Here is a 23,528-nt window from a genome sequence, read left to right on the forward strand (position 1 = left end):
GAATATCCTCTGTTTCTGTGAGTGAAAGCACCTGGCAATAGGCTAGGGAGGCTTTCGTGGCCTCACCCTCGCGGGCAAGGAATCGGGTAATGCGCAGGCGCTGGCACGTGTAAGTTGCGGCCATGCTGCCTGAAATGCGAGCCTCGTGTTTTGGGCTCTCAGCGGGGTGGGAATTCTACCGGACTTACCGGTCGATGTTAAGTCTACCCTAAGTAAATCAACTACTTACATAGCGACTATTCATCGTGTGAATGGCCCTATGGGCGCTCTCGTCACCCCTTTTACAGGGCCTAAGCATAGCAGCGCCAAGGCAGATTGCCTGTGGATTTGCGCGCCCTTCATAGGGTAAGGTTTGCCCCCGCGCTGTTCTCTATTGGTAAGTCTTGCTGTCATGTTTAAACCCGTTAAAACCCCGTGTGTTGGAATTTGCTCAACAGGCATTGGCGACAGTGTGTGCCGGGGCTGCAAGCGCTTTGCCCACGAGGTGATCGACTGGAATGCCTACACCCACGAGCAAAAGGCCATCATCGAGCAACGCTTGACCGAGTTCCTTACCCAGGTGGTGGCGCGCTATATCGAAATTACCGATGAGCAGCTGCTCAAGGCGCAGTTAGAGATGCAGCGCGTGCGCTACCGCGACGACCGGCCACCCCTGTGCTGGGTGTTTGATTTGTTTCGCGCAGGCGCCAGCCAAATCAAAGACCCGGCGCAATTTGGCCTGCGTATTCTCACCGGGCACGCGCCGGCTGAAATCAAGGCCAACCTGGATGCCGACTATTATGCGCTCTCTGTGGCCTATTACGATGCCTATATCGCCCCGGGGCTTTCGGCCTGATAGAATGCCGGCCCCTTGCCGCACCCATTTCGCTGAAATTTTTCGCTATGACCGCCATTCCCGAAATTCGCCAATTCCTCCGTTGCGCCACACCCCAAGGGTGGATAGACGCAGCCTTGCAGGCACCTGAAGAGTTGTTGATAGACCACGCCAACTGTGAGTTAAAGGCTGCCCAAACGGCGCAAGGTTTGATGTGGAAATACGGCATGAACAATGGCGAAAAATCCCCCTACAACCTGGAGCCCGCCATCGCCTTTGCCTTGCTGAATAAAATGTCGCGCCTGGCCCGTGAAGAGCTGCGCCACTTTGAGCAGGTGTTGGGTTTCATGAAAAAACGCGCCGTGGCCTACAAACAGTTAAGTGCTGCGCGCTATGCCGCCAGGCTTCGGGCCGAGGCCCGCACCCATGAGCCGGCCAAACTAGTAGATACGCTGCTTATTGGGGCCATTATTGAGGCCCGTTCTTGCGAGCGCTTTGAGGCATTGGCACCCCATTTGGATGCCGATCTGCAAAAGTTTTACCTCTCGCTGCTTAAGTCCGAGGCCCGTCATTATCAGGATTACCTCGGTCTGGCCGGCCGGCTGGAGGCGCCAGAGGTGATAGAGCGCCAGCTCGATCGCTTTCTAGACGCCGAAGTCGCGCTCATTGAATCGCCCGATACGGAGTTTCGCTTTCACAGCGGTGTGCCTGCCTAGATCAGTTTTTAGCGGTTTGTGGCCAGCTGAGAGGTGTTTGTTGGCAGGCGCTGGTTTGCGGTTGCTCTCGATTGCTCTCGATTAATCCTAGCTCTTGTCGATTAATCCCAGCTACTCGCGGTTAATCCCGGGTAATAGGGGCTTCCACCAGTGTGCACTCGGTTGGGCTCACCCGCAAAAACCACAGGCTGTGGTGCCAATCGCCCAGCACAATGCGCTCGCCGGTGCTTTGGCCTAATGCCACCGGGTGGCGGGCCGGCCTGTGGGTGTGGCCATGAATCAACCTGTCAGCCTTGTGGGTTGTCATCACGCGCGCTACTTCGTCTTTGTTCACATCCATGATGTCTTCGGCTTTCATGGCGGCCATAGATTGGGTTTTAGCGCGTAACTCCAGTGCCAGCTGGCGCCGCACGGGCAGGGGTTGTGCCAATAATGGCGCCTGCCATTCGGGGCTGCGGGCCTGGGCGCGAAAGGCCTGGTAATCCACATCATCGGTGCACAGGGTATCGCCGTGCATCAGCAGGGTAGGCGTGCCGTAGAGGTCTATTTTGGTTGGGTCTTGAAGCAGGGTGGCGCCGGTGTTCTGGCAGAAGGCGTCGCCCAGCAGGAAATCCCGGTTGCCTTGCATCACGTAAAGCAGAAAGCCTGCGTCTGTATAGGCCTTGAGTGCCTGCTGCACATCTTGCGCGAGCGGGGCGTCGTCGTCATCGCCAATCCAGGCTTCAAACAAGTCACCTAGAATGTACAGCGCCTTGGCGTGCTGGGCGTGTTCATCCAGAAACTGCAAAAACGCCCGGGTGATCTCCGGGCGTTTTGCATCCAGATGCAGGTCTGAAATAAATAGCGTGGTCATCAGGCGTTTACAGTGGCCTTTTCGATGATTACAGGCTCTACCGGTACATCCTGGTGGCCGCCTTTGTTGCCGGTTTTAACGACTTTGATTTGGTTTACCACATCCATGCCTTCTACCACCTTGCCGAATACACAGTAGCCCCAGCCCTGGGTGTTTTTGCCGGTGTGGTTCAAAAAGCCGTTATCTTTCACGTTGATGAAAAATTGTGCACTGGCTGAGTGCGGGTCCATGGTGCGGGCCATGGCCAGGGTGCCAACGTCATTGCTCAGGCCGTTATCGGCTTCGTTTTCAATGGGGTCGCGGGTGGGCTTTTGTTCCATGTCAGGCGTAAAACCGCCGCCTTGCACCATAAAGCCGTCGATTACGCGGTGGAAGATCACGCCGTCGTAGTGGCCTTCTTCGACGTATTGCTGGAAGTTGGCAGCGGTTTTAGGGGCTTTGTCGAAATCCAGCTTAATAACAATGTTGCCGAAGTTGGTTTGCAGGGTAATCATGGTTTTTCCTCAAATTTCTGCCTAGAAACAGGTGTTTGCCTGTTTGGGAGGCGGCTATAATACGCCCTTTGTCCGCGCCCGTGAACCGAGCGCCCCGATTTCACCCTATGTTGAGCCCTCATGACAGACACCAAGCCCCAGCACTTTCTGCAGCACATCATCAGCCAGGATCTCGCCGAGAAGAAGCACACAGAAGTCGTTACCCGTTTTCCGCCAGAGCCCAACGGCTACCTGCACATTGGCCACGCCAAGGCAATTTGCCTGAATTTTGGCCTGGCGGCGGAATTCGGTGGGCGCTGTAATCTGCGCTTTGACGACACCAACCCCGGCAAAGAAGACCAAGAGTATGTAGACGCCATCGTAGAAGATGTGCGCTGGCTCGGTTACCAGTGGGATGGCGAGATCAAATACGCCTCCAGCTACTTCGATACCTTGCACGAATGGGCACTGCATTTGATTCGCGAGGGCAAGGCCTATGTGTGCCATTTATCGCCCGATGAGGCGCGCGCCTACCGTGGCACTCTCACAGAGGCCGGTAAGGAAAGCCCTTACCGCAACCGCAGCGTGGAAGAAAACCTGGCCGATTTCGAAAAAATGCGCGCAGGCGAATACGACGAGGGCGCCTGTGTATTGCGCGCCAAAATTGATATGGCCGCGCCCAACATGAACATGCGCGACCCTATCTTGTACCGTATTCGCAAGCTTGCGCACCACCAAACCGGCGACAAATGGTGCATCTACCCCACCTACGATTTCGCCCACGGCCAGGAAGACGCCATTGAAGGCATTACCCACTCCATTTGTACCCTGGAGTTTGCCGATCACCGGCCACTGTACGACTGGTTCATTGAAAACCTGCCAGTGCCGGCCAAGCCTCGTCAGTATGAATTTGCACGCCTGGAGCTGAACTACACCGTTACCTCCAAGCGCAAGCTCAAGCAGCTGGTGGACGACAACCACGTAGACGGCTGGAATGACCCGCGTATGCCCACCATTTCCGGTATGCGCCGTCGCGGCTACCCGGCCTCTGCCATTCGTAAATTTTGCGACATGATCGGGGTTACCAAAGCTGCCAGTACGGTGGATATGGGCATGCTGGAATTTGCTGTGCGCGACCAGCTCAACGAGTCGGCCCCGCGCGCCATGTGCGTGTTAGACCCACTGAAAGTCATCATCACCAATTTTGACGGTGATGTAGAAACCATGACGCAACCCATGCACCCCAACAATCCGGAAATGGGTGAGCGCAAGCTGCCCTTTACCCGTGAATTATTTATTGAGCGTGAAGACTTCACCGAAGACACAACGCTCTCGCGCAAGAAATTCAAGCGCCTGGTGTTGGGTGAGTGGGTGCGCCTGCGCGGTGCCTACATTATTCAAGCCAACAAGGTTGTTAAAGACGAAGCGGGCCAGGTACTGGAAGTGCATGCGAGCCTGGTGCCAAATACCGTAGGTGCAGATTCACCAGAGGGCGTGAACCCCCGCGGTGTGATTCACTGGGTATCTGCCACGCACAATATCGATTGTGAAGTGCGCCTGTATGATCGCCTGTTTAACGATGAGGCGCCCGATGCCGGTGATAAAAACTACCTGGATGCACTGAATCCCGAGTCGCTGCAAATAGTCAGTGGCGCCAAGGCCGAGGTGAGCTTGGCGCAGGCAGAAGTGGGGCAGGCCTACCAGTTTGAACGTGCAGGTTACTTCTGCCTGGATAGCAAAAACACCCAGGCAGATAAGCCCGTGTTTAACCGCACCATCGGTTTAAAAGATAATTGGTCCAGCAAAGTTTAATTTAACACTTTAGAAATACACGATTAAAAGTTGGTATACGTATGTCGCTCCAGGTTTACAGTTCCTACACCCGTAAAAAAGAGGCCTTCAAGCCGCTCGATTCCGCTTCGGTAAAAATGTACGTGTGTGGCCCAACGGTGTACAACCTGGTGCACATTGGCAACGCCCGCCCGGTGGTGGTGTTCGATACCTTGTTCCGTTTGTTACAGCGCCTGTACCCGGCGGTAACCTACGCGCGCAACATCACCGATGTAGACGACAAAATTATGAAAGTGGCCCAGCAAGAAGGTGTGGCCATTGATGTGGTTTCCCGCCGATACGCAGCCGAGTACCAAAAAGATATGGCGGCGCTGAACAATCTGGAGCCCACTGTCGTGCCTTATGCCACCGGGCACATCGATGACATGATCGCCATGACCGAGGCCTTGATTGAAAAAGGCCATGCCTATGCCGCCGAAGGGCATGTGTTGTTTGCCGTACAATCCATGGCAGACTACGGCAAGCTTTCAAACCGCTCCCTTGAAGATATGCTTGCCGGCGCGCGTGTAGAAGTGGCGCCCTATAAAAAATACGCCGGTGATTTCGTATTGTGGAAGCCCTCTGCAGAAGGCGAGCCCGGCTGGGAAAGCCCCTGGGGCCGCGGGCGCCCGGGCTGGCACCTGGAGTGTTCGGCCATGATCAAAAAGCATTTGGGTGAAACCATCGACATTCACGGCGGCGGCAAAGATCTACTGTTTCCGCACCATGAAAACGAGCGTGCACAAAGCTGCTGTGCACACGATGGCCAGCCGTTTGTGAATTATTGGATGCACAACGGTTTTGTGAATATCGATGGCGAAAAAATGTCCAAATCGCTGGGTAATTTCCGCACCGTGCGTGAACTTTTGCAAAAGTTTGATGGCGAAGTGTTGCGCCTGGCGCTGTTAAGTGCGCACTACCGTTCGGATATGGATTTCTCGGCTGAATTGCTCGAACAATCAAAAACCAATCTGGATACCTTCTACACAGCGCTGCGTGCAGTGGAAGATGTGCCCGTGCAAGACGTTGATATCAAAAACACCGCGTTTTTTAAAGCCCTGCTTGATGATTTGAATACGCCTTTGGCCATCAGCGAGCTGCATGCGCTGGCCAAATCGCTGAACAAGGCCACCGGTGATGCCAAGGCGCAGATTAAATCTGAATTGCTGGCTGCAGCCGGGCTATTGGGTCTGCTTTACAAGGCGCCCAACGATTGGCTAACCGCCGGTAGTGAAGGTGACATTAGCGCCGAACAAATTGAGGCCTTGATTGCCGAGAGCACCCAGGCGCGGGCAGCAAAAAACTGGGCGCGTTGCGATGAAATTCGCGATGCACTTAAAGCCCAGGGCGTTGTGCTTGAGGTTACCAAAGAGGGCACGCGCTGGCGCCGTGAATCCTGAGCTGGCCGTTTGTAGCCTGAGTTATTAGCGCAGGCAAATTGTTTAAGTGTGAACATACACTTCACCCATTGAAAGGTTAACTATGTATTCGCCCAGTTTTCGTTTCCGCAGGTTGCGCCGCACGGGTGCCTTGCGCCAGATGATGCAAGAAACCCACCTGCGCGCTGAAGATTTTATTCTGCCGCTGTTTGTTGAAGAGGACATCACGGCACCGGTGCCTGTGGCCTCTATGCCGGGCGTTATGCGCTACCCTGAGTCTGATTTGGGCGCACAGGTTAAACACGCCTGGGCGCAGGGCATTCGTGCGGTGCTATTGTTTGGCGTGTCCACCCACAAAGATGCCTGCGGCACAGACTCCTGGCAGGAAAACGGTTTGCTGGCGCGCATGATCCGGCTTGCCAAAGAAGCCGTGCCAGAAATGACGGTGATCAGCGACAATTGCTTTTGCGAATACACCGATCACGGCCACTGCGGTGTGGTGGCAGATGACGACGTCGATAACGACAAAACCCTGCGCAACCTGCAAAAGCAGGTGGTGGCTGCAGCCCGCGCCGGCGCCGACATGATTGCCCCCTCAGGCATGATGGACGGCATGATAGGCGCCATTCGCGAGGCGCTGGATGAAGCCGGGTTTAGCCAGGTGCCGGTGATGTCTTACTCCACCAAATTTGCCTCTGCGTTTTATGGCCCGTTTCGCGATGCCGTAGACAGCACCTTTAAAGGCACACGCGCGTCTTATCAAATGAACCCCGCCAATGGGCGGGAGGCCTTGGCTGAATCGCTGATGGATGAAGCCGAAGGCGCCGATATATTAATGGTCAAGCCAGGCCTTGCGTACCTGGATGTGCTGGCCGCTATTCGCCAGCACTCCCACTTGCCGCTGGCGGTGTACCAGGTAAGTGGTGAGTACGCCATGGTAAAAGCCGCGGCGGCCGCCGGTGTGATAGACGAGCAGGCAGTGGTGATGGAATCACTGTTGGCGTTTAAGCGCGCCGGTGCTGACCTCATTATTAGTTACCACGCGCTGGATGCCATCCAGTGGTTAAACCAACAATAAAATCAGATTACACATTATGAAAAAGTTCATCGCACTTGTAAGTGTTTTTGCAGCAGTGCTGCTCGTAGGTTGCGCACCAGAGGTGGGTAGCGATAAGTGGTGTGAAAATATGAAAAACAAGGAAAAGGGCGACTGGACCGCCAACGAGGTGCGGGATTTCGCCAAGCACTGCGTGTTTAAATAACGTGGCACCTCTCGCCCACCGGGCGCAGCCGCAGGCTTTTCGCTAGATGTTTTTCACCGATCAACGCGTACATTTTTTCCGGCCTTTCGTGGGTAAATACCGCGAAGTGGTGGTGGAGTGTGTGCGGCTTTTGTATCAGCGCTTTTACACAGATCTCACAGGCTACGGGCAAGGCCGCAGCCGCGATTTCATCATCGATGTATTTGTTGAGGCCATCGCCCGCGCACCTGTGTTGGATCACGACGAGGGCGGGCCGGAAGGGCGCTTTAAAAATGCCCGCGAGCTTGCGGGCTTTACGCTCAATAATCTCATGGAATTCGGTTGGCTTGAGCGTCAGCTTGATGAGGCCACCTTGCAAAGCCAGTACGGTTTTACCCGCATGGGCCGCGCCTTTGCTCACCCCTTTGTAGAGAGTGGCAACGCCGATTACCGCTCGCGCAATCGCAATACCCGCAATACCCGCAACAGTTTGCAGGCTTTTTTGGATAACGGTGAAGTCTACGATCTGTTGGATGCCTACGAGTATTCAGAGCGCATCATCAGCGATTTTGCCGATACCATCGCAGAGCTTGAAGAGCGGCGCCTGCAATTGGTGCGCGAGGTGGAATCGCGCCAATTGGTAGAGCAGGCGGCAGACCAGTTTTTCGATTTTATAGATACGGTGTTCAAGCCCGATCTGGAAGTGCGGCTGTCTGCAGATAGCGTAGAGAAATACCGCGATCAAATTTCACAACTCATCAAACAAATCCGTCGCCGCCGCAAATACGGCGGCGAGGGCCCGCAGGCGGAACTTTTGTGGCAAACGGTCATGGAGCAGCGCCTGCGAAAGCTGTTGCCCAAGCGAGTGGTGGAAGGCCAGTCGCTGTTGGAAAATGTCCTCAACTCCATTGAGGAGCGGCTACGCAGTGCTTGCGACATTATGTTGCCTGCACTCAGGCGCGCGCTAAACAGTTTTACCGCCCGCGCCGATATGATTATTCGCCAGCTGAGCTATCTGCATACCCAATCTACCCATCCGGTGTTGGAGGCCTGCCAGGCGTTGCGCCAGCTACCGGAGCAGGCGCAAGAGGAAAAGTTGGCAGCCCTGGGGCAACACTGGGTGAATGCCCGCGCCGGCTGGCCCGGTGCCGAGCAATTCCAGTTGCGCACCCGTGCTGCCCAGCGCGTGGTGCGTGCGCAGGTAGACGATGCGCCAGATCTGGATGCAGGCTACCAGCAAGCCCAGGCTATTGCCCAGGTGCTGGACCAGGCGTTTCATGTGTCAAGCCTGCAAATGCGCGATTACCTGGCCTCCCAATTGGTGGGCGAGCGCGAAGTTTCAAGCGCTGAACTGCAAATAAATGATGCGCGGGATCTACTCTCACTTGCACATTTGGTGAGTGTAGATGGCGCCCAACTTGAAACCGGGCAGCTGCTAAAAATTCTACCCGCCACCACAGATGCCCACGGTATGCAGCAGTTTTCACCTGTGTGCGATGCCGATGGGTATTTTAGTCAGCGCGAAGCTTTCACTATTCAACTGGTTGATCAAGCCAAGGTCTCATAACCTATGACATTGTTGTCGGAACCCCTAGAGCAGGCGTTGCAAAAATGTAATGTCACCACCACCCAGTGCCAGCAGCTCATTCAGCGGTTGCTGGATTACGGTGTGATCTGCCGCGATGAAAGCCAGATTGAAGCCGATTTTTACGATTTGTTTTTGCGCATAGAGCCGCTGCTTGATGACTACTTTGCCATTGCCGGTGTGCGCTTTCATCACGATACCCGCTTTGAGTATGTGCGCCTGATTCCGCCCGGCTCACGCATTCCGGGCGTAGACGATGAAGCCGAAGAGTCACCCTTTGGCGGCGGCTTGCGAGCCGCACTCCCGCCTATGGTGGTTGCGGTTACGCTAGTGCTGGCCGTTGAGTATGAGAAAAGCCTGCGCGAGGCGCGCATTGATGAGCAAGGTTGTACGAGCCTTGCGCTCGAGGCGTTAAACTTGTCGCTAAAAAATCTGTTGGGCCGCAGCCTGCCTGAAAATCTGCAGGAGCGCCGCACCCTGTTTCGTCAATTGCGGCAATTGCGGGTGGTGCGCATGGCCGCAGATGCCGATGTACTGCAGGGCGATAGCTGGCTGCTGATTCGCCCGATGATCCTCACACTGGTAACCCCCGATGTCATTGCCCAAGTGATGCAGGCAGAAGCAGAGCCCTTACTTGCGCAGGAAGCAGACTGATGTTTTTACAAAAATTTATTTACGTAAATTGGGGCAATATTCCCAACGGCGAATTTGAATTCGGCCCCACCAATTTGTTTTCCGGTGGTAATGGTTCGGGTAAAACCACCGCCGCCGATGCTATTCAAACGGTGATGACCGCCGCTCACGATGGCTTGTTTCATTTTAACCCGGGCCAGGATGAATCTACCCAGCGCGGGCGCGGTGGCAAGCAGGTACGTACACTGGCTTCCTACGTACTGGGGTGTGACGATGGCGCCTACGCACGTCCTGATTCCGCCTTTGGCTATTTGGCGGCGGTGTTTGTGCCCCACGCCGGTGAAGATGCAGAGCCTTTTACCGCATTGTTGGCGATGAGTGCCTTTGTCGAGCGCAGCGGCAAGCACGCCACTGCGCGCCTGAATGATTTGGATTTTTACATCTTGCCGGATGTTAAGCTCACCTTGGCCGAGCTTGTACGTGAGGATAAAGGCGGGCGCTATGTGGTGCCCAGCGATCAGATTTTTGCCCTGTTAAAAACTGCCCATGGTGCAGCCGGTGTTGAACGTTACGAGCGCAAAAAAGCCTACCTGTGCCGTTTATATGGTGCGCTGAAGGGCCGCGATGATGCGGTATCCGAGCGCGAGGCGCTCAATGCCGCGCGCGCGTTTTCGCGGTTTATGGCCTACAAGCCGATTCGCGCCATCGACGATTTTGTGGCCACCGAAATTCTTGAGCCCAAAGACATGGGTGACGCCGTGCGCGATGTGTCGGCGATGCTCAAGCGTATTCACACCATGGAAGCCGATGCCCGCGCTGTGCAAGAAAGTGCACAACGGTTAAAAGGCGCACGCGATAGCGCAGATACTTTTATTGACCAATGGCTGGCCATGCAAAAGCTGCGCTACGCCGGAGCGCGCCGCCACTACAACGAAAGCCAGGGCCGCTATTTGCGAGCCAAAGAGCGCCAATCGGCATTGCTGGCCGGGCTTGAAGTTAACGCCCGCGATGCCGAAGTGGCGAAAGACCGGATTGCCGGCTTGCAACAAGAGCTTAACGAGCTGCACCTGCAGCAGCTGCAGGTGCCGGCGCTGCGCGACAAGGTGGCGCTAGAGGCCCAACGTGACAAACTTGAATCGGCCATTCATCGCGCAACTGTGCCGCTGTTACAAGATATTAGCCAATTAAAGCAGGCCCAAACGGCTGCCGATGAACTGCTTAAGGTTCAGGGGCAACCCGCAGCTTGGCCCGCCTTGCGCACGCCCGCGCTCAAAAAGCGGCTGGCTGCTATTGCCCAGCGTCAGGCCGGTGAACCCGTTGCCCTGCACGAGCTCACCAATAAAGACTGGATCGATTTAAGCCCACTAGAGCAACACTTGGATCAGGCGCAGGCGCTGCAAGCGCAGCACAACGCCTGGGTTGATGTTTGGCTTGCGCCCGATCAGGGCTTGCTGCAAACCCTTCAGCGCGATTTGGATCGCGAGCGTCAACAACTTGAAAAATTAGAGCGCCAGGTTCAATCGAAACAGGCCGAAATATCCCAGCTTGAAGGTCAGCAGGTTAACTACCCGGCCTTTGTGCGCGTGGCGCTCGATGCCCTGCGCAAGCAGCTGCCGCAGGCCGATGCCCGGGTGCTGTGTGACCATGTAGAGGTGACAGATCCCGCCTGGCAGAATGCCATTGAAGGCTATGTTGGCGGTGCACGCTTTGGCATTTTGGTTGCAGAAGAGTATGAGGCAGAAGCCATACAGCTATTGCGCGCCATGCCCGGGCGAGACAATCGCGCGCGGGTGATTCAGGGCAGCAAAGCCCGGGCCGATGCCGATAAGCTTCGCGATGAAGGCGACTCTCTGGTGAGCGTGTTGTCTTTCAGCCATGAAACAGCCCGCCACTACATGCAGGCAAGCTATGGCCAGGTGAAGCGTGTGAAAGATGCGGCCGCCCTCAAAGGTGTAAGGCGCGGTATTACCGTTGATGCCTTGGGCGCTGCAAATTATGCGCTGTTTCGTTGCGATCTGGACGACGGTGATTTGGTGTTTGGCCACCATGCGCGCGAGCGCGCGCAGGCGGCAAAAAAGCAAGAACTCGACGAATTGTTTGCGCTACTCAATGCCAGCCGCACATCCATTGCCTCGCTGGAGGCAGTATACGCCTTGGTGCGGCCATTGGCGGCTTGCCGCTACGCCGATGGTTTGCAATCGCTGCTGGATTTACAGCGCGAACTGGATGCCACCAGCCAGCGCATGGAGCGTTTGGCGCTGGAAGATCACGGCGCATTAACTGAAACCATGGCCAAAGTGGAGGTGCAGCTTGCCGAGCAAAAACAAAAGGCCGAGCAACTGCAAGACCAGCGCATTGAGCTTGAAGCCGAGCGCCGCACAGTAGATGCCGAGTGCAAGAAACTCAATGCCCAGCAGGACGACACCCTCGCGGTGCTGGAAACCGCCGAAGATAACCTTGCCGCGGTGGGGCGGCTTTGGCAGGCGTTCGACCCGGAACAAGCCATAGCAGAGGCAGACGACTGGGCGGCAAATCGTACGCTAATTCAGCTGGAGGCCGAGCGCGAAGAAATTCACTCGGGCCTGGGCCGTGTGTTGCGGCGCATAGACAGCGCGCTAATGGAGCACAATTTAGCCGCCCAGGCACCCGATCGCATCCTGTTTGAGCCGCACTTGGGCGAGCTTGCGGGCGAGCAAAATTTTGAATCTGTGTGCCAGCTTCAACGCCAGCTTGATAGCCTCTATAACCGGCTGAAGAACAATATTCTGGCCAATCGCCAGGCCGACATCAGCGCCATGCGCCACAGCTTTAACAATGCCTTTGTTACCAACTTGTGCCATGCCATCTATCAGTCGATCAACGACGGCAAGCAAACCCTGGAGCAGCTCAATCAGGAGCTTGAGAGCCACCGTTTCGGTGCAGACCGTGAAAGATTTTATTTCGGCTATGCCTGGGTGCCGGAGTTCAAAGAGTATTGGCAGTTCTTTAAGGCCATTATCGACAACCCCGCGCTCGGCGACGGTGAATCGTTGTTTGAGATGAAGCTGGATAAAAAGCATCAGCGTGTACGCGACAAGCTTATGGCCATGCTGCTGGACGACAACGAGCAGCAAGCGCTAAAGGAGTTGGCGCGCCTGGCGGATTACCGCAACTACCGCCGCTACGAGATTTACAAAGAGCCGCAAGGCAAGGCGCCAATTGCTCTAAGCCAATACGGCACGGGCTCTGGTGGCCAGCTTGAAACACCTGCCTATATTATTCGCAGCGCCGCCATTACCTCTGCCTTTAAGTTTAATGAGGGGCGCAATCATCTGCGCATGGTGCTGGTGGATGAAGCCTTCAGCAAGATGGATGAACACCGCTCCAAAGAGGTGATTGGCTACCTTACGGAGTCGCTGGGCTTGCAATTGATGTTTATCATGCCATCCAGCAAATCGGGGCCATTCCTTGATTTGATCAGTAACCAGTTTGTGTTTAGCAAGTGCGCCACCGCCAAACCCATTGGGGAGCTGCATTCGCGGGTGCTGGTAGATCGTCAGGTGCTCAACCGCGAAGCTGTGCGCGAATTAATGGATGTGCATCGCCAAACGCTCAGGCATCAGGCCAGTATCGATTTTCTGGACGAGCTGGCAACGCTGGAGCAATAGGCGCCTGAATTTCGTTATTTGCAGAGCCTGCCGGGCTGCCCTAGTCTTAGGGGAATAAGATTAGGGCGGTTGGGCCTTGCGCATGTGGCGATATCTAACGATTCATCTGTGTCTATTGTTGGCGCTGGCGGCCGATTGCCGGGCAGAACTGGTAGCCTATGAGCAGCCGCCAATCACTATCGATCGCTCGCCACTGAATCTCTCCATCAGCCGGCATTTTGTTTATTTCGAAGATTTAAGCGGCGGCGTGGATTATCGGGCTATCCACCTGGTGGCCCAGGATGCACACTGGCTGCCGGTACCCGATAGAGATGCCACACTAGGTAATGTCCGCCACCCGGTGTGGCTGCACGTCAAGCTTGAAAATGCAGGTGCTGCGGGCAACTGGTTTTTACAGATCAAGAATGCAAGTATTGACCAGGTTGATGTGTATTTCGAGCGTCGCTCCGGCGCACTAGAGCACTACCACTACACCGCCAAGATGGCGGTTAAAGCGCGCCCCTTTCCCCATTCGGATTTTGTGGCTCCATTAAAAGTGGAAGCCAGTGAAACGCTCAATGTCTGGATTCGTGCTACCAGCAGTGGTTGGCTGGACTTGCCGGCTGTATTGCAAGATGAGGCCAGCTTTCACCACTCAAGCATAGTCACAGCGACCTTTGCCGGGCTTTTTTACGGCATTGCCTTGGCAATGGTGCTGTATAACTTCTTCTTGTTTGTTGCGCTGCGCGATTGGGCCTACCTCTACTACATTGGTTTCACCTTTTCGCTGGCGATGGTGTTTGCCTCCATAGACGGTATCGTTTTCGGGTATTTATTTTCAGGCTTTGCGTTAACAAGCGCAGTGAGCCAGGTGTTTTGGGCGTCTATCACGCAAATTTTCGGTTGCGCGTTCGCCATTTCCTTTCTCTCGTTAAAAAAGCGTTCGCCCACGTTGTTGTTACTCTTTCAAATATTGTTGGTGCTGTGCATAACGCCCTTGATCTTTTTGCCTTTTATTCAGGTTGGGCACTTGTTTAATTTAACCACTGCAACTGCATTGATAACGTTTGTGGTATTTATTGGCGCGGGTGGTGCTATGTGGTACCAGGGTTATAGCTATGCAAAATACTATACCCTGGCCTGGGGGGCTTTATGTGCTATTGCGGTGTTTGTGTGTGCTGCGGTACTGGGCATTATTGATGCAAGTATTAATCAGTTGTTTGCGTGGTTCAGGCTGAGTGCGGTTATAGAAATGATGCTGTTAGCACTTGCTCTGGCTGCGCGCATTCAGTACCTGCAGCAAACTCAGCGCGAGGTGCTGTATGAAAGCCAGGCAAAAACAGATTTAATTGCCAGAGTGTCGCAGGAAATTCGAACCCCCATGAATGGCATTTTGGGGTTGTCTGAATTGTTAAGAGAACACCTGACAAACGATACCGCCCGCAAATACAACAGTTTGATCTACCAATCGGGCTCTGCTCTATTGGGGATCATTAACGACCTGTTAGACCTTGCCAAAATTCAATCGCAAAAAATTGTACTTGAAGAGGTAAATTTTAATTTACACCAGTTGTGTGAAGAGTGCGTAAAGGCATTTCAACCCAAGGCGCAAGAGAAGGGGCTTACCCTTGAGTGCCAGGTTGCTGAGGATGTCCCGCTTTTTGTGCGTGGCGATCAGGCCAGGCTAAAGCAGGTGCTGATGAACTTTATTGCCAATGGCTGCAAATATACCGAGCGCGGTGAGATTGTATTGAAGCTCACCCGGGCTGCAGACGAGCAGCATCCTCACCGGTTAAAGTTTATGGTTCGTGATACTGGCCCGGGTATTGATGCAGAGCGGGCTGCGGTTATTTTTGACGGCGAAGCGGGCCTCGTGGGCAACCCCTCGGGCGGTGGCAGGGGGTTGGGGCTTTATATCAGCAAGCAGCTGGTAAACCTGATGGGCGGTAAGGTGGGGGTTACAAGCCTACCGGGTGATGGCGCGAGCTTTTGGTTACTTTTGTCACTGGAGCCTGTGGATGCCTCTGATCTTGTGGTATCAGAGGTTGACGGCCAGGTGCGTTTTCAAAAGCATCTACACATTTTGGTTGCCGAAGACAATCGCGTGAATCAAGTGGTTATTCAAAAAATGCTGGAACGCTTGGGGCACCAAGTGTTGCTTGCGGAAAACGGCGCTCAGGCGGTTGCGCTGTTTAAATCCCGCAAAGGGCAATTTGATTTGATTTTGATGGATTGCGATATGCCGGTGATGGACGGTTTTGAGGCAACCCGCGAGATTCGGGCGCTGAGCATAGAGCAAGGTTGGACCCAAATTCCTATTTGGGCGCTAACAGCCCATGTGCAGCCCCACAGTAAAGAGCAGTGCGTGGCAGCGGGAATGAACGATCACCTGAGTAAGCCCATCCAGTCATCAAGCCTTGCGCAGGCATTAAAAGGGGTGGAGCAACTGGTGCAAAAGTTCTAAAAATCACAAACCACACGCTTTACCTCCCTCGGCTGCTCAACTAACATGTTCTTTCGTACCACCTAGTAGGCGCGCACTTTCCTTGGCTTGCTGTATCCGTTCTGGAAGAGCTAGCTGGGTAAGCAGTTAACTATTTGATTTTGTTAGATAAAGGAAAGGGGGAAACCCCGGCCAAGGAGCAGGGCATATGTCATTTCAGCAAAACTCCGGCCTTTCTGTACGAGAAATTTACCATCGTCATTTTGGCCTTTGCCGACTAATCTACTTCGCCGCCAGCCGTGTCTGGCTGGGCTTTGGAGAGCATCAGGAGCTGTTGTCTGCACCTGATGTGCGCGGCTACCCGGATCTGGCCAAGTTGTTCTTGGTGACCTATCTCGATGAAGACCAGCTAACCTATCTGCAGGTGCTAGAGCCAGGCTATGAGCCAGATTGCATGGTGCTGCCCAATCGCCGCGCCTCCGCCTAAACCGCGCCACCGCTTGATGCGCGTGCGGGGCTAGCCCCGCCGCTGCAGGGTTTTAATAAGTACCGACAGCGCCTTTTCAAGTTCCGCGCGCGCCACCTTGTTCGGCTTCACAACTATCCACGGATCGATGGATTCCGGTTTGGTAAACCAGCAGGCCTCGCCAAAATCCAAATTCTTACCGCACTCGGCACTCAGGTAGGGATTCACGCCAAAGGCACTGAACTGGTAGCCGCTTATTTTTGCCGCACGCTTGCCCGAGTTGTTGCTAGGGTCTTGCTTTATTACCGTCGCAATACGATTGCCTGAAACCTTTAGTTGAAAATACCCGCCCGCGTAGTTGCTACTGGCGGGCAGCGCATAAAACTTAAGCAGACTATTAATGTGGCGGGTGAGCGCTGTGGCATCACTGCCGGTTTTATAGAGTTGCTTGAGCTGGGCTGTGTATTGGGCATCACTCTTGCCATCGGAAATGCCGCCCCATTGCAGTAGATCGCCGCTGGATTTCTCCAGGGGCTTGGGTTGCTTGCGACGCTTCAGGTCGGTTATTGCAGCCAGGCTTTGCTGATAAAACCGCGCATTTTTGCCAGCCTGATTAACGTAGCGGGTAAAGTGATCGGTTGCTTGGGTGTACTGGCTTTCGTTTGCCAGTATCTGGCCTTTAAAAAAATGGTATTCGTTGGGCAGACTAATGCCGAGCTTGGCAATATCCGCCAGGTGTTGTTCGGCACTGGCGTATTGGTTGTCTGCCAGTGCCTGTTCTGCCGCCAGTAGCAAGCGGTCGGCTTCAAACTCCGGTGCCAGGCTCGCCCCATGGGTACGCCCGGCTGCGGCAAGCGCAATAACCACTAACAGTACGGCTAGAAAGGGGCGTGCCAAAAATTGCCGCACAACCGGGTGGCGTGTGGCTGCGGTATTGCGCGAGCGCTGGAGATGAAAGAGTGGATGCATTGTGATCTCCTGATAAGGCCCATGGGTATTTTTCGCCCTTGAAATTACCCACTCATTCGATTGGGGCAGATGCACTTAAGTGGGCAGGGCTACCATTAGGGCTAAGCGAAAAGGCTTTCACCCATGCACGATGAGTGTGCGCGTAACAGGCTAAACATAGCACTCGGGAGAGGGGGGCGGCAATGCACTGGCACCGGTTTTGATAACTTTAAACTGCTTGTCACCGGTGCCAGTAAAAGCCTAACTGGCGATATCCAAATCTTCAGGTTGTTCCAGCCAATCGTTTTTATTTACGTGGCGTTTGGCCCGCTGCTTGCCAGTTTGTTCTTTAATGGCGCGCTCAGCGGCTGCGAAAGTCTCACGAACAGCCACAGGCGCTTGTTCGTCTGCATGGCTAATGTTGATGAGCTTGCCATTTAGCTGCATCTCAAGGCTTACATCAAATGCACTGCCTTTGTGGTGGTGCTGATGGGGGGCGTTGATAACCACGCGCTGTATTTGCAGGCGGTCTGACAGGCGGTGAAGCTTTTGAAGCTTTTTCTCGATGGTGGCATTCAATGCCGGTGAAGCATCCAGGTCTCGGTACACAACATTTGCAGCTAACTTCATAGAAGTGCTCCTTGGTTTTCGTGACTTTTCAGGACGTCCTGAGGTACATATTGTCACTAGGGGCTAAAAATTCAACTGTTTTTTTCACAAAAATATGAAATAAAAAATTGAACTAAACGCTCGGCACCCAATCCGGGCGGCAAGCCCCGGCTACCCTCAAGGCTGGCGGGGTGCCACCCTTACCCCTTTGGGGAGAACGGCTGGCAGCTATCAGGCCCGCGGGGGGTGAAAAGCCTAAGGCGTTTGGAGTGCGGCTGGCTGCAGGCTACAAGCTAAAGCCTGCAGCGTTGGCCTTTAAACTTAATTGGCTCAATAGGTGCGAGCCTGCGCTTTGTGGGAGCGGGGTAATAGCAGCCGCAAAGATGGATGCCAAGCTGTTCAAGGCTAAACACAAGGTCAATAAACTGTTTTTACTTACGGGGTTGAAAAACTATATGGCGCACTTATATAGCTATTGTGCCGCCGGATACGGGGCACAAAATTATCGCCGGATCAAAAGATCGGCATCACAATTTATTGCTCTATTGAGGATAATATTATGCGTAACATAGACCTTACCCCATTTTATCGTTCAACTATCGGTTTTGATCGCTTGGCGAGCGTGCTTGATTCACTGACTCAAGCCGAGCAAAACCAATCTGCCTACCCACCCTACAATATCGAGTTAATGGGTGAAGACGCCTATCGCATTACCATGGCCGTTGCCGGGTTCAGCGAGGCAGATATCGATATTCAGATTGACCAAAATAAGCTCACGGTTATAGGCAGTAAAGCCGGAGAAAAATCTGCCGGGCAGTTTTTACATCAGGGTATTGCCGAGCGAAATTTCGAGCGTCGCTTTCAATTGGCAGACTACGTAAGGGTGGAAGGTGCAAGCCTTAATAATGGGTTGCTGCACGTAGATTTAGTGCGTGAAATTCCGGATGCCATGAAGCCGCGTAAAATTTCCATAAACCGCAAAGACCCTTCCCTAAAAGTGGCGTAACCCTTCGCCATAGAGGCAATATATTTTGGCTAGCCACTCATGCCCTCTGTGCTATTGCACAGGGGGCTTGCTGTTTCATGAAGATAAGCGCCGTGAGTATTTTCAATGCCCGCGCTGTGAGCTGGTGTTTGTGCCGGAGCGCTGGCATGTGGATTCTACCCGTGAAAAGGCCGAGTATGACCTGCACGATAACAGCCTGCACGATACTGGTTATTTGAAGTTTCTTCGTCGCCTGGGCGAGCCGTTGGTGGCGCGCTTAGGCAAGCATGGTTGTGGTGCCAAAGGCTTGGATGTAGGTTGTGGCCCAGGCCCTGCACTGCAGCATTGGCTCAATGGGCAAGGCTTTGAGGTGCAGGTGTTCGATAAGTTTTACGCCCCCGATGCCCGCGCGCTGTTAGCGTACTACGATTTCATAACTGCAACCGAAGTGGTAGAGCATTTGCGTGCGCCTGGCCTTTTTTTGCACAGCTTGTGGCAGCTGTTAAGGGCGGGCGGTTATTTGGGGTTAATGACCAAACGGGTGAAAAATCGCGAGGCCTTTGTGAATTGGCATTATAAAAACGACATCACCCACATCGCCTTTTTCTCCGAGCAAAGCTTTCATTGGCTTGCCCGTGAGTGGGGGGCGGAACTCGAATTTGTGGATAGTGATGTTGTGATTTTCAGGAAGCAATAAGTCGCTGTTAAAGTAGCGCCCTTAGAACATGCGTCATTAAAACAGGCGCCGAGAAAAAGCGACGCCGGCCCTACGCGGCCCAAGTTCTTACCCCAACCCCGATGAAATATTCTGCGCTAGCTGTGGCATCTAGGTTTGCCCGATATCGAGCGTCAAACACGGAGGGCCGTGGCTCTTAGGCGCTTTTCTCCTGCGTTTCCAGGGCTGGTGCCCGTGCTATTTATCGCACTGCGTTATTTGCCTAAATTTATACTGCGCTGAATAATTTGGCGCGTACGGTGGTGCGGTATTCCGAAGGCGTGGTTGCCAGTAATTTTTTAAACAGGCCGGTAAAGTGGCCCATATCGTGATAGCCCACTTTAAACGCTACCTCGCTGATGGAAAGGTTACTGGTTTTCAGTAAATCTTTGGCCGTTTCTATACGAATTTCCTGCAGGTATTGCAGGGGGGATTGGCCGGTGGCGGCTTTAAAGCGGCGGTTAAATGTGCGCACGCTCATATCAAAACGCTCAGCCACCAGGCTCAGTTTAATTTCTCGCCCGTAGTTGTCTTGCAACCACATTTGCGCCTGCATAATTTCTTCGTCCGGGTGGTGGCGGGTGCCGCCATCGAAGTAGCTGGTGGTTTCATAGGAGCGTCGAATTTCGTGGGAAAAGTGGCGCTCCACATGCAGCGACACAGGTTTACCGTACATGCGCTGAATAAAATGCACCGTCAGGTCTGCCAGGGCATTTACGCTGGCGGCGCAGTAGAGGTTGCCGGCCTGGGAGATAAAGTACTGGCGTTTGAGATGGATTTGCGGGTAGTCCTTTTGGAACTGGTCGAAGTAGTACCAGTGGGTGGTGGCCGCCTTGTCATTTAACAGGCCTGCCTCGGCAAGAAAGCAGACCCCTGTGCCCACGGCGCTAATGGTCACGCCATTTTCGTACTGCTGGCGCAACCAGTTAAGTAGCGCCTTGTTTTTACGGATGACCGGCCGGGGGTTACGCCACAGGCTCGGGATAAAAATCATGTCGGGCGTGGGCACGCTCTCCAAATCAAATTCCGGTGCCAGTGAAAAGCCTGCGCGGGTCTTGATGGGCTGGCGATCTACGGAGACGGTATTAATGGCTATGCGTTTGACTTGCCTGTCTTGGCTGAGAGCAGCGCTTTCTGCCGCCTTCAGCATTTCCATGGGCAGGGTTGTGCTGGTGGCGAGCATGTGTTCACAGAGTACAAACGCAATTTGGTGCATGGGAATCCCGGATTAGGTAACGAACAGGTTGCTTAAATTTTCGTCAAACAAGCGTTTGGCTGATATGCCTAGAACTTTTGACCGAACAGGCCGCTATCCTATGGCCTCAAAATGGTCACGGGCAAGGGATAAACTGGCGATTTGGCTAGAAATGCAAAATTCGCGGCTAAAATGCCATAGAGAATGCCCGTCTGACTTCTTACACTCAGGCAATATTACTCAGGCGGCCAGCAGGCCGGCCCTGCATTTGCGGGTAGCCTCGTGCCTGATGCGAATTTTTAAAGGAGTTGAGTCATCTCATGGTGAGATTACCTGTCATTGTTGGATTTGGTGGATTCAGTGCAGCCGGGCGGAGTTCCGCGCATCACGCCTATCGGCGCACGGTGATCGAGAGCCTGGACGCGCCTGCGCGCAACGAAACCTTGCTGGGCTTGATTGCCATGATGAAGCTTGTGCGTTTCGATGCCACTAGCGGCCGCTGGTTTGACGAGCAGGGTGGCGCAGGTGAACTGCTAGACGATGCAGCAGTACTGGCAAAATATACCGACAATGCCTTAGCGGGCACCTTAATTCGCAAACTTGAGCGCCGCTACTTCGACGTAGATGCCACCGAGTGGCACAAAAACGTGCCGCTTTCTCCGGAAGGTGAAGTGAGCTTTGTCACCCGCGAGCGCGATTTGCCGGAGCCTTTGCCTGCCAGCTGGCAAGTGACCCCCATTGCCGATGAGCCGGGGCGAGTGCGGGTGCGCATTACCGAAATGCTTGAGGCCAAAATTGACAGCCTGCGGGAGATGCCCGTAAAGGCCGCCGGCCAACTGCCCAGTGGCTATGATCCGGCCGACCACTATAACGCCCGCTTTCACCCACGCGCGCTGCAGTTTGCCATCGTGGGCGCCTCTGATGCCGTGCACTCGTTGGGCATAGACTGGGCTGATGTGGTTAACGCGGTAAAGCCCGATGAAATTGGCGTTTATGCCAGCAACGCCATGAGCCAGCTGGATGAAAACGGCTTCGGCGGCATGATGCAGCAGCGTTTGAAAGGCGGGCGGGTGAGTGCCAAGCAGTGCCCATTGGGCCTGAACACCATGCCTGCAGACTTTGTAAATGCCTATGTGTTGGGCAGTGTGGGGCATACCGGCGCCATTGTGGGCGCCTGTGCTACGTTTTTGTATAACCTGCAAGCCGCGGTGAACGACATCACCGCCGGCCGCCGCCGGGTGGCTGTGGTGGGGAATGCCGAGGCGCCGTTATTGCCAGAGGTGATGGACGGCTATGGTGCCATGGGTGCACTGGCGAGCGATGAAAACCTGCGCAAGCTCGATGGCCTGGCCGCCGATGCCGAGCCGGATCACCGCCGTGCCAGCCGCCCCTTTGGCGATAACGCAGGCTTCACCATTGCCGAATCCACCCAGTATGTCATTTTGATGGACGATGCCCTGGCCATGAGCTTGGGTGCCGATATTCACGGTGCTGCCACCGATGTTTTTGTGAATGCCGATGGCTTCAAGAAATCGATTTCGGCGCCCGGGCCCGGCAACTACATCACCATGGCCAAAGCGGTGGCGAGCGCGGTAGATTTGCTGGGCGCGGAATGCGTGCAAAAGCGCTCGTTTATCCAGGCGCACGGCTCAAGCACCCCGGCCAACCGGGTCACAGAAAGTGAAATTTTTGATCGCCTGGCGGGTGTGTTTGGCATCGAAAACTGGCCGGTTACGGCGGTGAAGGCCTATGTGGGGCACTCGCTGGCACCGGCGAGTGCCGATCAGTTAATCTCAACCTTGGGTGTGTTCAAGTACGGGTTTATTCCGGGCATTAAAACCATTGCCCGGGTGGCTGATGATGTTCATGCAGCGCACCTGCAGATCCCACTGGCGGATTTGGATTGCCGCGAGCAGTGCATGGATGTGGCGTTTTTAAATTCCAAAGGTTTTGGGGGCAACAACGCCACGGCAACCGTGCTTTCGCCCCGTATAGTGGAAACATTGTTGAAAAACCGCTATGGCCAGGCCGAGTTTGATGCCTATGTAGAGCGCAGGCAGGGCACCCGTGAGAAGGTTGCGGCCTATGACCTGCGTGCCACCCGTGCGCAGTTCGATACCATTTACAAGTTTGGCGAGGGCATGATTGACGAGGCGGCACTGGAAATTTCCGGCAGCCAGATCAAGGTGCCGGGTTTCGCGCAGCCGGTGGAGCTAGTGGTGCCGAGCCCCTATAAATCGTTTTTGAAATAACGGTTTTATATTTTGGCAAACAAAAATGGCGCCAAAAGGCGCCATTTTTTTATTTGGCGTCGAACTTAAAAGTGGCCTTTGATAGCGATGTAAGGGCCTGTGTATTCGGCGTCTAAATCCAGACCTTTTACGCGCGAGAGGTTTTGCTTCTTGTAGCCCAGCTCTGCACCCACCGACGGGATCGAATCAATCATATAGCTCACCCGTGCTGAGTACTCGGTGAACTCTGTGTCATCGTAGCTGCCACCCTGAAAGCGACCACCCACAGAAAAGCCTGTGAAAGGCAAATCGAAATTGGCGTCGCCATAGATGGTGGGCAGGTAGGAATCCACGTTGTCTTTGTAGAGCGTGGTGTCTCCGGTGGCAACAGTAGAGTCACCTTCGTAACGGCGCAGGCCAATACCCAAATCTAGGCTGATCCAGTTATCCAGTAACTCGTAGTAGCCGATGGCATCTGTGTAGCTTACATCGGTGCGGCTGCTAAGCGGTATGTTGTTAGCAGCACCGCTGCCTTTGTGGCTGAGTTCGTTGTATTGCACACGAATGTTGGGCAGCAGGGGGACAGGGTGTTCGAAGGCTGCATAGAAAAAGCGGTTGTCGCTTTGCTTGTAGTTTAAATCGTTAAGTGAAATATCGTACAGGGTGCCCTCGGGTTCGTTCTGCCAGTGGCCGGCGCCAATGTGCAGTCCCAATGCATCTGCCAGTGCCACAGAGGATGTCAAAGACAGGGCAACCAGGGCGGCTAGCGGTTTTTTGTACGTCATA

20 protein-coding genes are annotated in these 23,528 nt (G+C 54.3%); 14 read left to right on the forward strand and 6 right to left on the reverse strand.

Going from position 1 to position 23,528, the window contains the following annotated elements; translation table 11 throughout:
• Positions 1 to 391 precede the first annotated feature (391 nt).
• Together L1F30_RS06870 and L1F30_RS06875 are read left to right on the forward strand one after the other, a co-directional pair.
• A complete protein-coding gene (locus tag L1F30_RS06870; protein ID WP_253360978.1) occupies positions 392 to 835 on the forward strand; it encodes a DUF1289 domain-containing protein in 444 nt (147 codons plus the stop codon).
• Between the two features lie 47 nt (positions 836 to 882).
• Entirely contained in the window at positions 883 to 1,530 is a 648-nt protein-coding gene (locus L1F30_RS06875; RefSeq protein WP_253360980.1) for a tRNA-(ms[2]io[6]A)-hydroxylase, read from the forward strand.
• Between the two features lie 121 nt (positions 1,531 to 1,651).
• Here the strand turns inward: L1F30_RS06875 and L1F30_RS06880 are convergent, their stop codons facing one another.
• Together L1F30_RS06880 and L1F30_RS06885 are read right to left on the reverse strand one after the other, a co-directional pair.
• On the reverse strand, positions 1,652 to 2,383 hold the full coding sequence (locus L1F30_RS06880) for a UDP-2,3-diacylglucosamine diphosphatase (protein WP_253360981.1): 732 nt from the start codon (positions 2,381 to 2,383) through the stop codon (positions 1,652 to 1,654).
• Positions 2,383 to 2,877 (reverse strand): peptidylprolyl isomerase, encoded by a 495-nt coding sequence (locus tag L1F30_RS06885; protein ID WP_253360983.1) that lies wholly within the window; start codon positions 2,875 to 2,877, stop codon positions 2,383 to 2,385. Before L1F30_RS06885 ends, L1F30_RS06880 begins: the two co-directional genes overlap by 1 nt.
• Before the next feature lie 120 nt (positions 2,878 to 2,997).
• On the opposite strand from L1F30_RS06885, the gene L1F30_RS06890 reads away from it, so the two are divergent.
• From L1F30_RS06890 to L1F30_RS06930, 9 genes are all read left to right on the forward strand, one after another.
• A complete protein-coding gene (locus L1F30_RS06890; RefSeq protein ID WP_253360985.1) occupies positions 2,998 to 4,668 on the forward strand; it encodes a glutamine--tRNA ligase/YqeY domain fusion protein in 1,671 nt (556 codons plus the stop codon).
• A gap of 41 nt (positions 4,669 to 4,709) precedes the next feature.
• Positions 4,710 to 6,086: a cysteine--tRNA ligase gene (gene cysS, locus L1F30_RS06895; RefSeq protein ID WP_253360987.1), complete on the forward strand. Its 1,377-nt coding sequence runs from the start codon at positions 4,710 to 4,712 to the stop codon at positions 6,084 to 6,086.
• Positions 6,087 to 6,168: 82 nt separating this feature from the next.
• On the forward strand, positions 6,169 to 7,143 hold the full coding sequence (gene hemB / locus L1F30_RS06900; protein ID WP_253360989.1) for a porphobilinogen synthase: 975 nt from the start codon (positions 6,169 to 6,171) through the stop codon (positions 7,141 to 7,143).
• A gap of 16 nt (positions 7,144 to 7,159) precedes the next feature.
• Positions 7,160 to 7,327, forward strand: coding sequence for a DUF3012 domain-containing protein (locus tag L1F30_RS06905; protein ID WP_253360991.1), 168 nt, complete (start codon positions 7,160 to 7,162; stop codon positions 7,325 to 7,327).
• Between the two features lie 46 nt (positions 7,328 to 7,373).
• Positions 7,374 to 8,873, forward strand: coding sequence for a Wadjet anti-phage system protein JetA family protein (locus tag L1F30_RS06910; RefSeq protein ID WP_253360992.1), 1,500 nt, complete (start codon positions 7,374 to 7,376; stop codon positions 8,871 to 8,873).
• 3 nt (positions 8,874 to 8,876) lie between these two features.
• Complete coding sequence (locus L1F30_RS06915) at positions 8,877 to 9,545, forward strand: DUF4194 domain-containing protein (protein ID WP_253360994.1); 669 nt, start codon at positions 8,877 to 8,879, stop codon at positions 9,543 to 9,545.
• Positions 9,545 to 13,171: an ATP-binding protein gene (locus L1F30_RS06920; protein ID WP_253360996.1), complete on the forward strand. Its 3,627-nt coding sequence runs from the start codon at positions 9,545 to 9,547 to the stop codon at positions 13,169 to 13,171. The genes L1F30_RS06915 and L1F30_RS06920 overlap by 1 nt, the downstream gene beginning before the upstream one ends.
• Before the next feature lie 82 nt (positions 13,172 to 13,253).
• The gene (locus L1F30_RS06925) at positions 13,254 to 15,614 is read left to right on the forward strand and encodes a hybrid sensor histidine kinase/response regulator (protein ID WP_253360998.1); all 2,361 of its coding nucleotides are present in this window, start codon (positions 13,254 to 13,256) and stop codon (positions 15,612 to 15,614) included.
• Between the two features lie 187 nt (positions 15,615 to 15,801).
• The gene (locus L1F30_RS06930; RefSeq protein WP_253361000.1) at positions 15,802 to 16,080 is read left to right on the forward strand and encodes a hypothetical protein; all 279 of its coding nucleotides are present in this window, start codon (positions 15,802 to 15,804) and stop codon (positions 16,078 to 16,080) included.
• Positions 16,081 to 16,110: 30 nt separating this feature from the next.
• Here L1F30_RS06930 and L1F30_RS06935 read toward each other — a convergent pair whose 3' ends face one another.
• Both L1F30_RS06935 and L1F30_RS06940 read right to left on the reverse strand, forming a co-directional pair.
• Positions 16,111 to 17,028 carry a hypothetical protein gene (locus tag L1F30_RS06935; RefSeq protein WP_253361002.1) on the reverse strand — a complete coding sequence of 306 codons (918 nt, stop codon included), beginning with the start codon at positions 17,026 to 17,028 and terminating at the stop codon, positions 16,111 to 16,113.
• A gap of 240 nt (positions 17,029 to 17,268) precedes the next feature.
• Entirely contained in the window at positions 17,269 to 17,637 is a 369-nt protein-coding gene (locus L1F30_RS06940) for an HPF/RaiA family ribosome-associated protein (protein WP_253361004.1), read from the reverse strand.
• Between the two features lie 538 nt (positions 17,638 to 18,175).
• Between L1F30_RS06940 and L1F30_RS06945 the strand changes: the two genes are divergently transcribed.
• Together L1F30_RS06945 and L1F30_RS06950 are read left to right on the forward strand one after the other, a co-directional pair.
• On the forward strand, positions 18,176 to 18,622 hold the full coding sequence (locus tag L1F30_RS06945; protein ID WP_253361006.1) for an Hsp20 family protein: 447 nt from the start codon (positions 18,176 to 18,178) through the stop codon (positions 18,620 to 18,622).
• Positions 18,623 to 18,689: 67 nt separating this feature from the next.
• Entirely contained in the window at positions 18,690 to 19,298 is a 609-nt protein-coding gene (locus L1F30_RS06950; protein WP_253361008.1) for a class I SAM-dependent methyltransferase, read from the forward strand.
• A gap of 247 nt (positions 19,299 to 19,545) precedes the next feature.
• Here the strand turns inward: L1F30_RS06950 and L1F30_RS06955 are convergent, their stop codons facing one another.
• Entirely contained in the window at positions 19,546 to 20,532 is a 987-nt protein-coding gene (locus L1F30_RS06955) for a GlxA family transcriptional regulator (protein WP_253361010.1), read from the reverse strand.
• A gap of 299 nt (positions 20,533 to 20,831) precedes the next feature.
• Here L1F30_RS06955 and L1F30_RS06960 point away from each other — a divergent pair, with 299 nt between their 5' ends.
• Entirely contained in the window at positions 20,832 to 22,763 is a 1,932-nt protein-coding gene (locus L1F30_RS06960) for a beta-ketoacyl synthase (RefSeq protein ID WP_253361011.1), read from the forward strand.
• A 65-nt stretch (positions 22,764 to 22,828) separates the two neighbouring features.
• Here the strand turns inward: L1F30_RS06960 and L1F30_RS06965 are convergent, their stop codons facing one another.
• On the reverse strand, positions 22,829 to 23,527 hold the full coding sequence (locus L1F30_RS06965; RefSeq protein ID WP_253361013.1) for a TIGR04219 family outer membrane beta-barrel protein: 699 nt from the start codon (positions 23,525 to 23,527) through the stop codon (positions 22,829 to 22,831).
• Position 23,528 lies beyond the last annotated feature (1 nt).

Origin of the sequence: Simiduia sp. 21SJ11W-1, assembly GCF_024138675.1 — a bacterium.
Taxonomy (GTDB): Bacteria; Pseudomonadota; Gammaproteobacteria; order Pseudomonadales; family Cellvibrionaceae; genus Simiduia.

Coding starts and splice junctions, on each gene's coding strand:
- L1F30_RS06870 (WP_253360978.1), top strand. CDS start 392: ATGTTTAAACCCGTTAAAACCCCGTGTGTTGGAATTTGCTCAACAGGC.
- L1F30_RS06875 (WP_253360980.1), top strand. CDS start 883: ATGACCGCCATTCCCGAAATTCGCCAATTCCTCCGTTGCGCCACACCC.
- L1F30_RS06880 (WP_253360981.1), bottom strand. CDS start 2,383: ATGACCACGCTATTTATTTCAGACCTGCATCTGGATGCAAAACGCCCG.
- L1F30_RS06885 (WP_253360983.1), bottom strand. CDS start 2,877: ATGATTACCCTGCAAACCAACTTCGGCAACATTGTTATTAAGCTGGAT.
- L1F30_RS06890 (WP_253360985.1), top strand. CDS start 2,998: ATGACAGACACCAAGCCCCAGCACTTTCTGCAGCACATCATCAGCCAG.
- cysS (WP_253360987.1), top strand. CDS start 4,710: ATGTCGCTCCAGGTTTACAGTTCCTACACCCGTAAAAAAGAGGCCTTC.
- hemB (WP_253360989.1), top strand. CDS start 6,169: ATGTATTCGCCCAGTTTTCGTTTCCGCAGGTTGCGCCGCACGGGTGCC.
- L1F30_RS06905 (WP_253360991.1), top strand. CDS start 7,160: ATGAAAAAGTTCATCGCACTTGTAAGTGTTTTTGCAGCAGTGCTGCTC.
- L1F30_RS06910 (WP_253360992.1), top strand. CDS start 7,374: ATGTTTTTCACCGATCAACGCGTACATTTTTTCCGGCCTTTCGTGGGT.
- L1F30_RS06915 (WP_253360994.1), top strand. CDS start 8,877: ATGACATTGTTGTCGGAACCCCTAGAGCAGGCGTTGCAAAAATGTAAT.
- L1F30_RS06920 (WP_253360996.1), top strand. CDS start 9,545: ATGTTTTTACAAAAATTTATTTACGTAAATTGGGGCAATATTCCCAAC.
- L1F30_RS06925 (WP_253360998.1), top strand. CDS start 13,254: ATGTGGCGATATCTAACGATTCATCTGTGTCTATTGTTGGCGCTGGCG.
- L1F30_RS06930 (WP_253361000.1), top strand. CDS start 15,802: ATGTCATTTCAGCAAAACTCCGGCCTTTCTGTACGAGAAATTTACCAT.
- L1F30_RS06935 (WP_253361002.1), bottom strand. CDS start 17,028: ATGCATCCACTCTTTCATCTCCAGCGCTCGCGCAATACCGCAGCCACA.
- L1F30_RS06940 (WP_253361004.1), bottom strand. CDS start 17,637: ATGAAGTTAGCTGCAAATGTTGTGTACCGAGACCTGGATGCTTCACCG.
- L1F30_RS06945 (WP_253361006.1), top strand. CDS start 18,176: ATGCGTAACATAGACCTTACCCCATTTTATCGTTCAACTATCGGTTTT.
- L1F30_RS06955 (WP_253361010.1), bottom strand. CDS start 20,532: ATGCACCAAATTGCGTTTGTACTCTGTGAACACATGCTCGCCACCAGC.
- L1F30_RS06960 (WP_253361011.1), top strand. CDS start 20,832: ATGGTGAGATTACCTGTCATTGTTGGATTTGGTGGATTCAGTGCAGCC.
- L1F30_RS06965 (WP_253361013.1), bottom strand. CDS start 23,527: ATGACGTACAAAAAACCGCTAGCCGCCCTGGTTGCCCTGTCTTTGACA.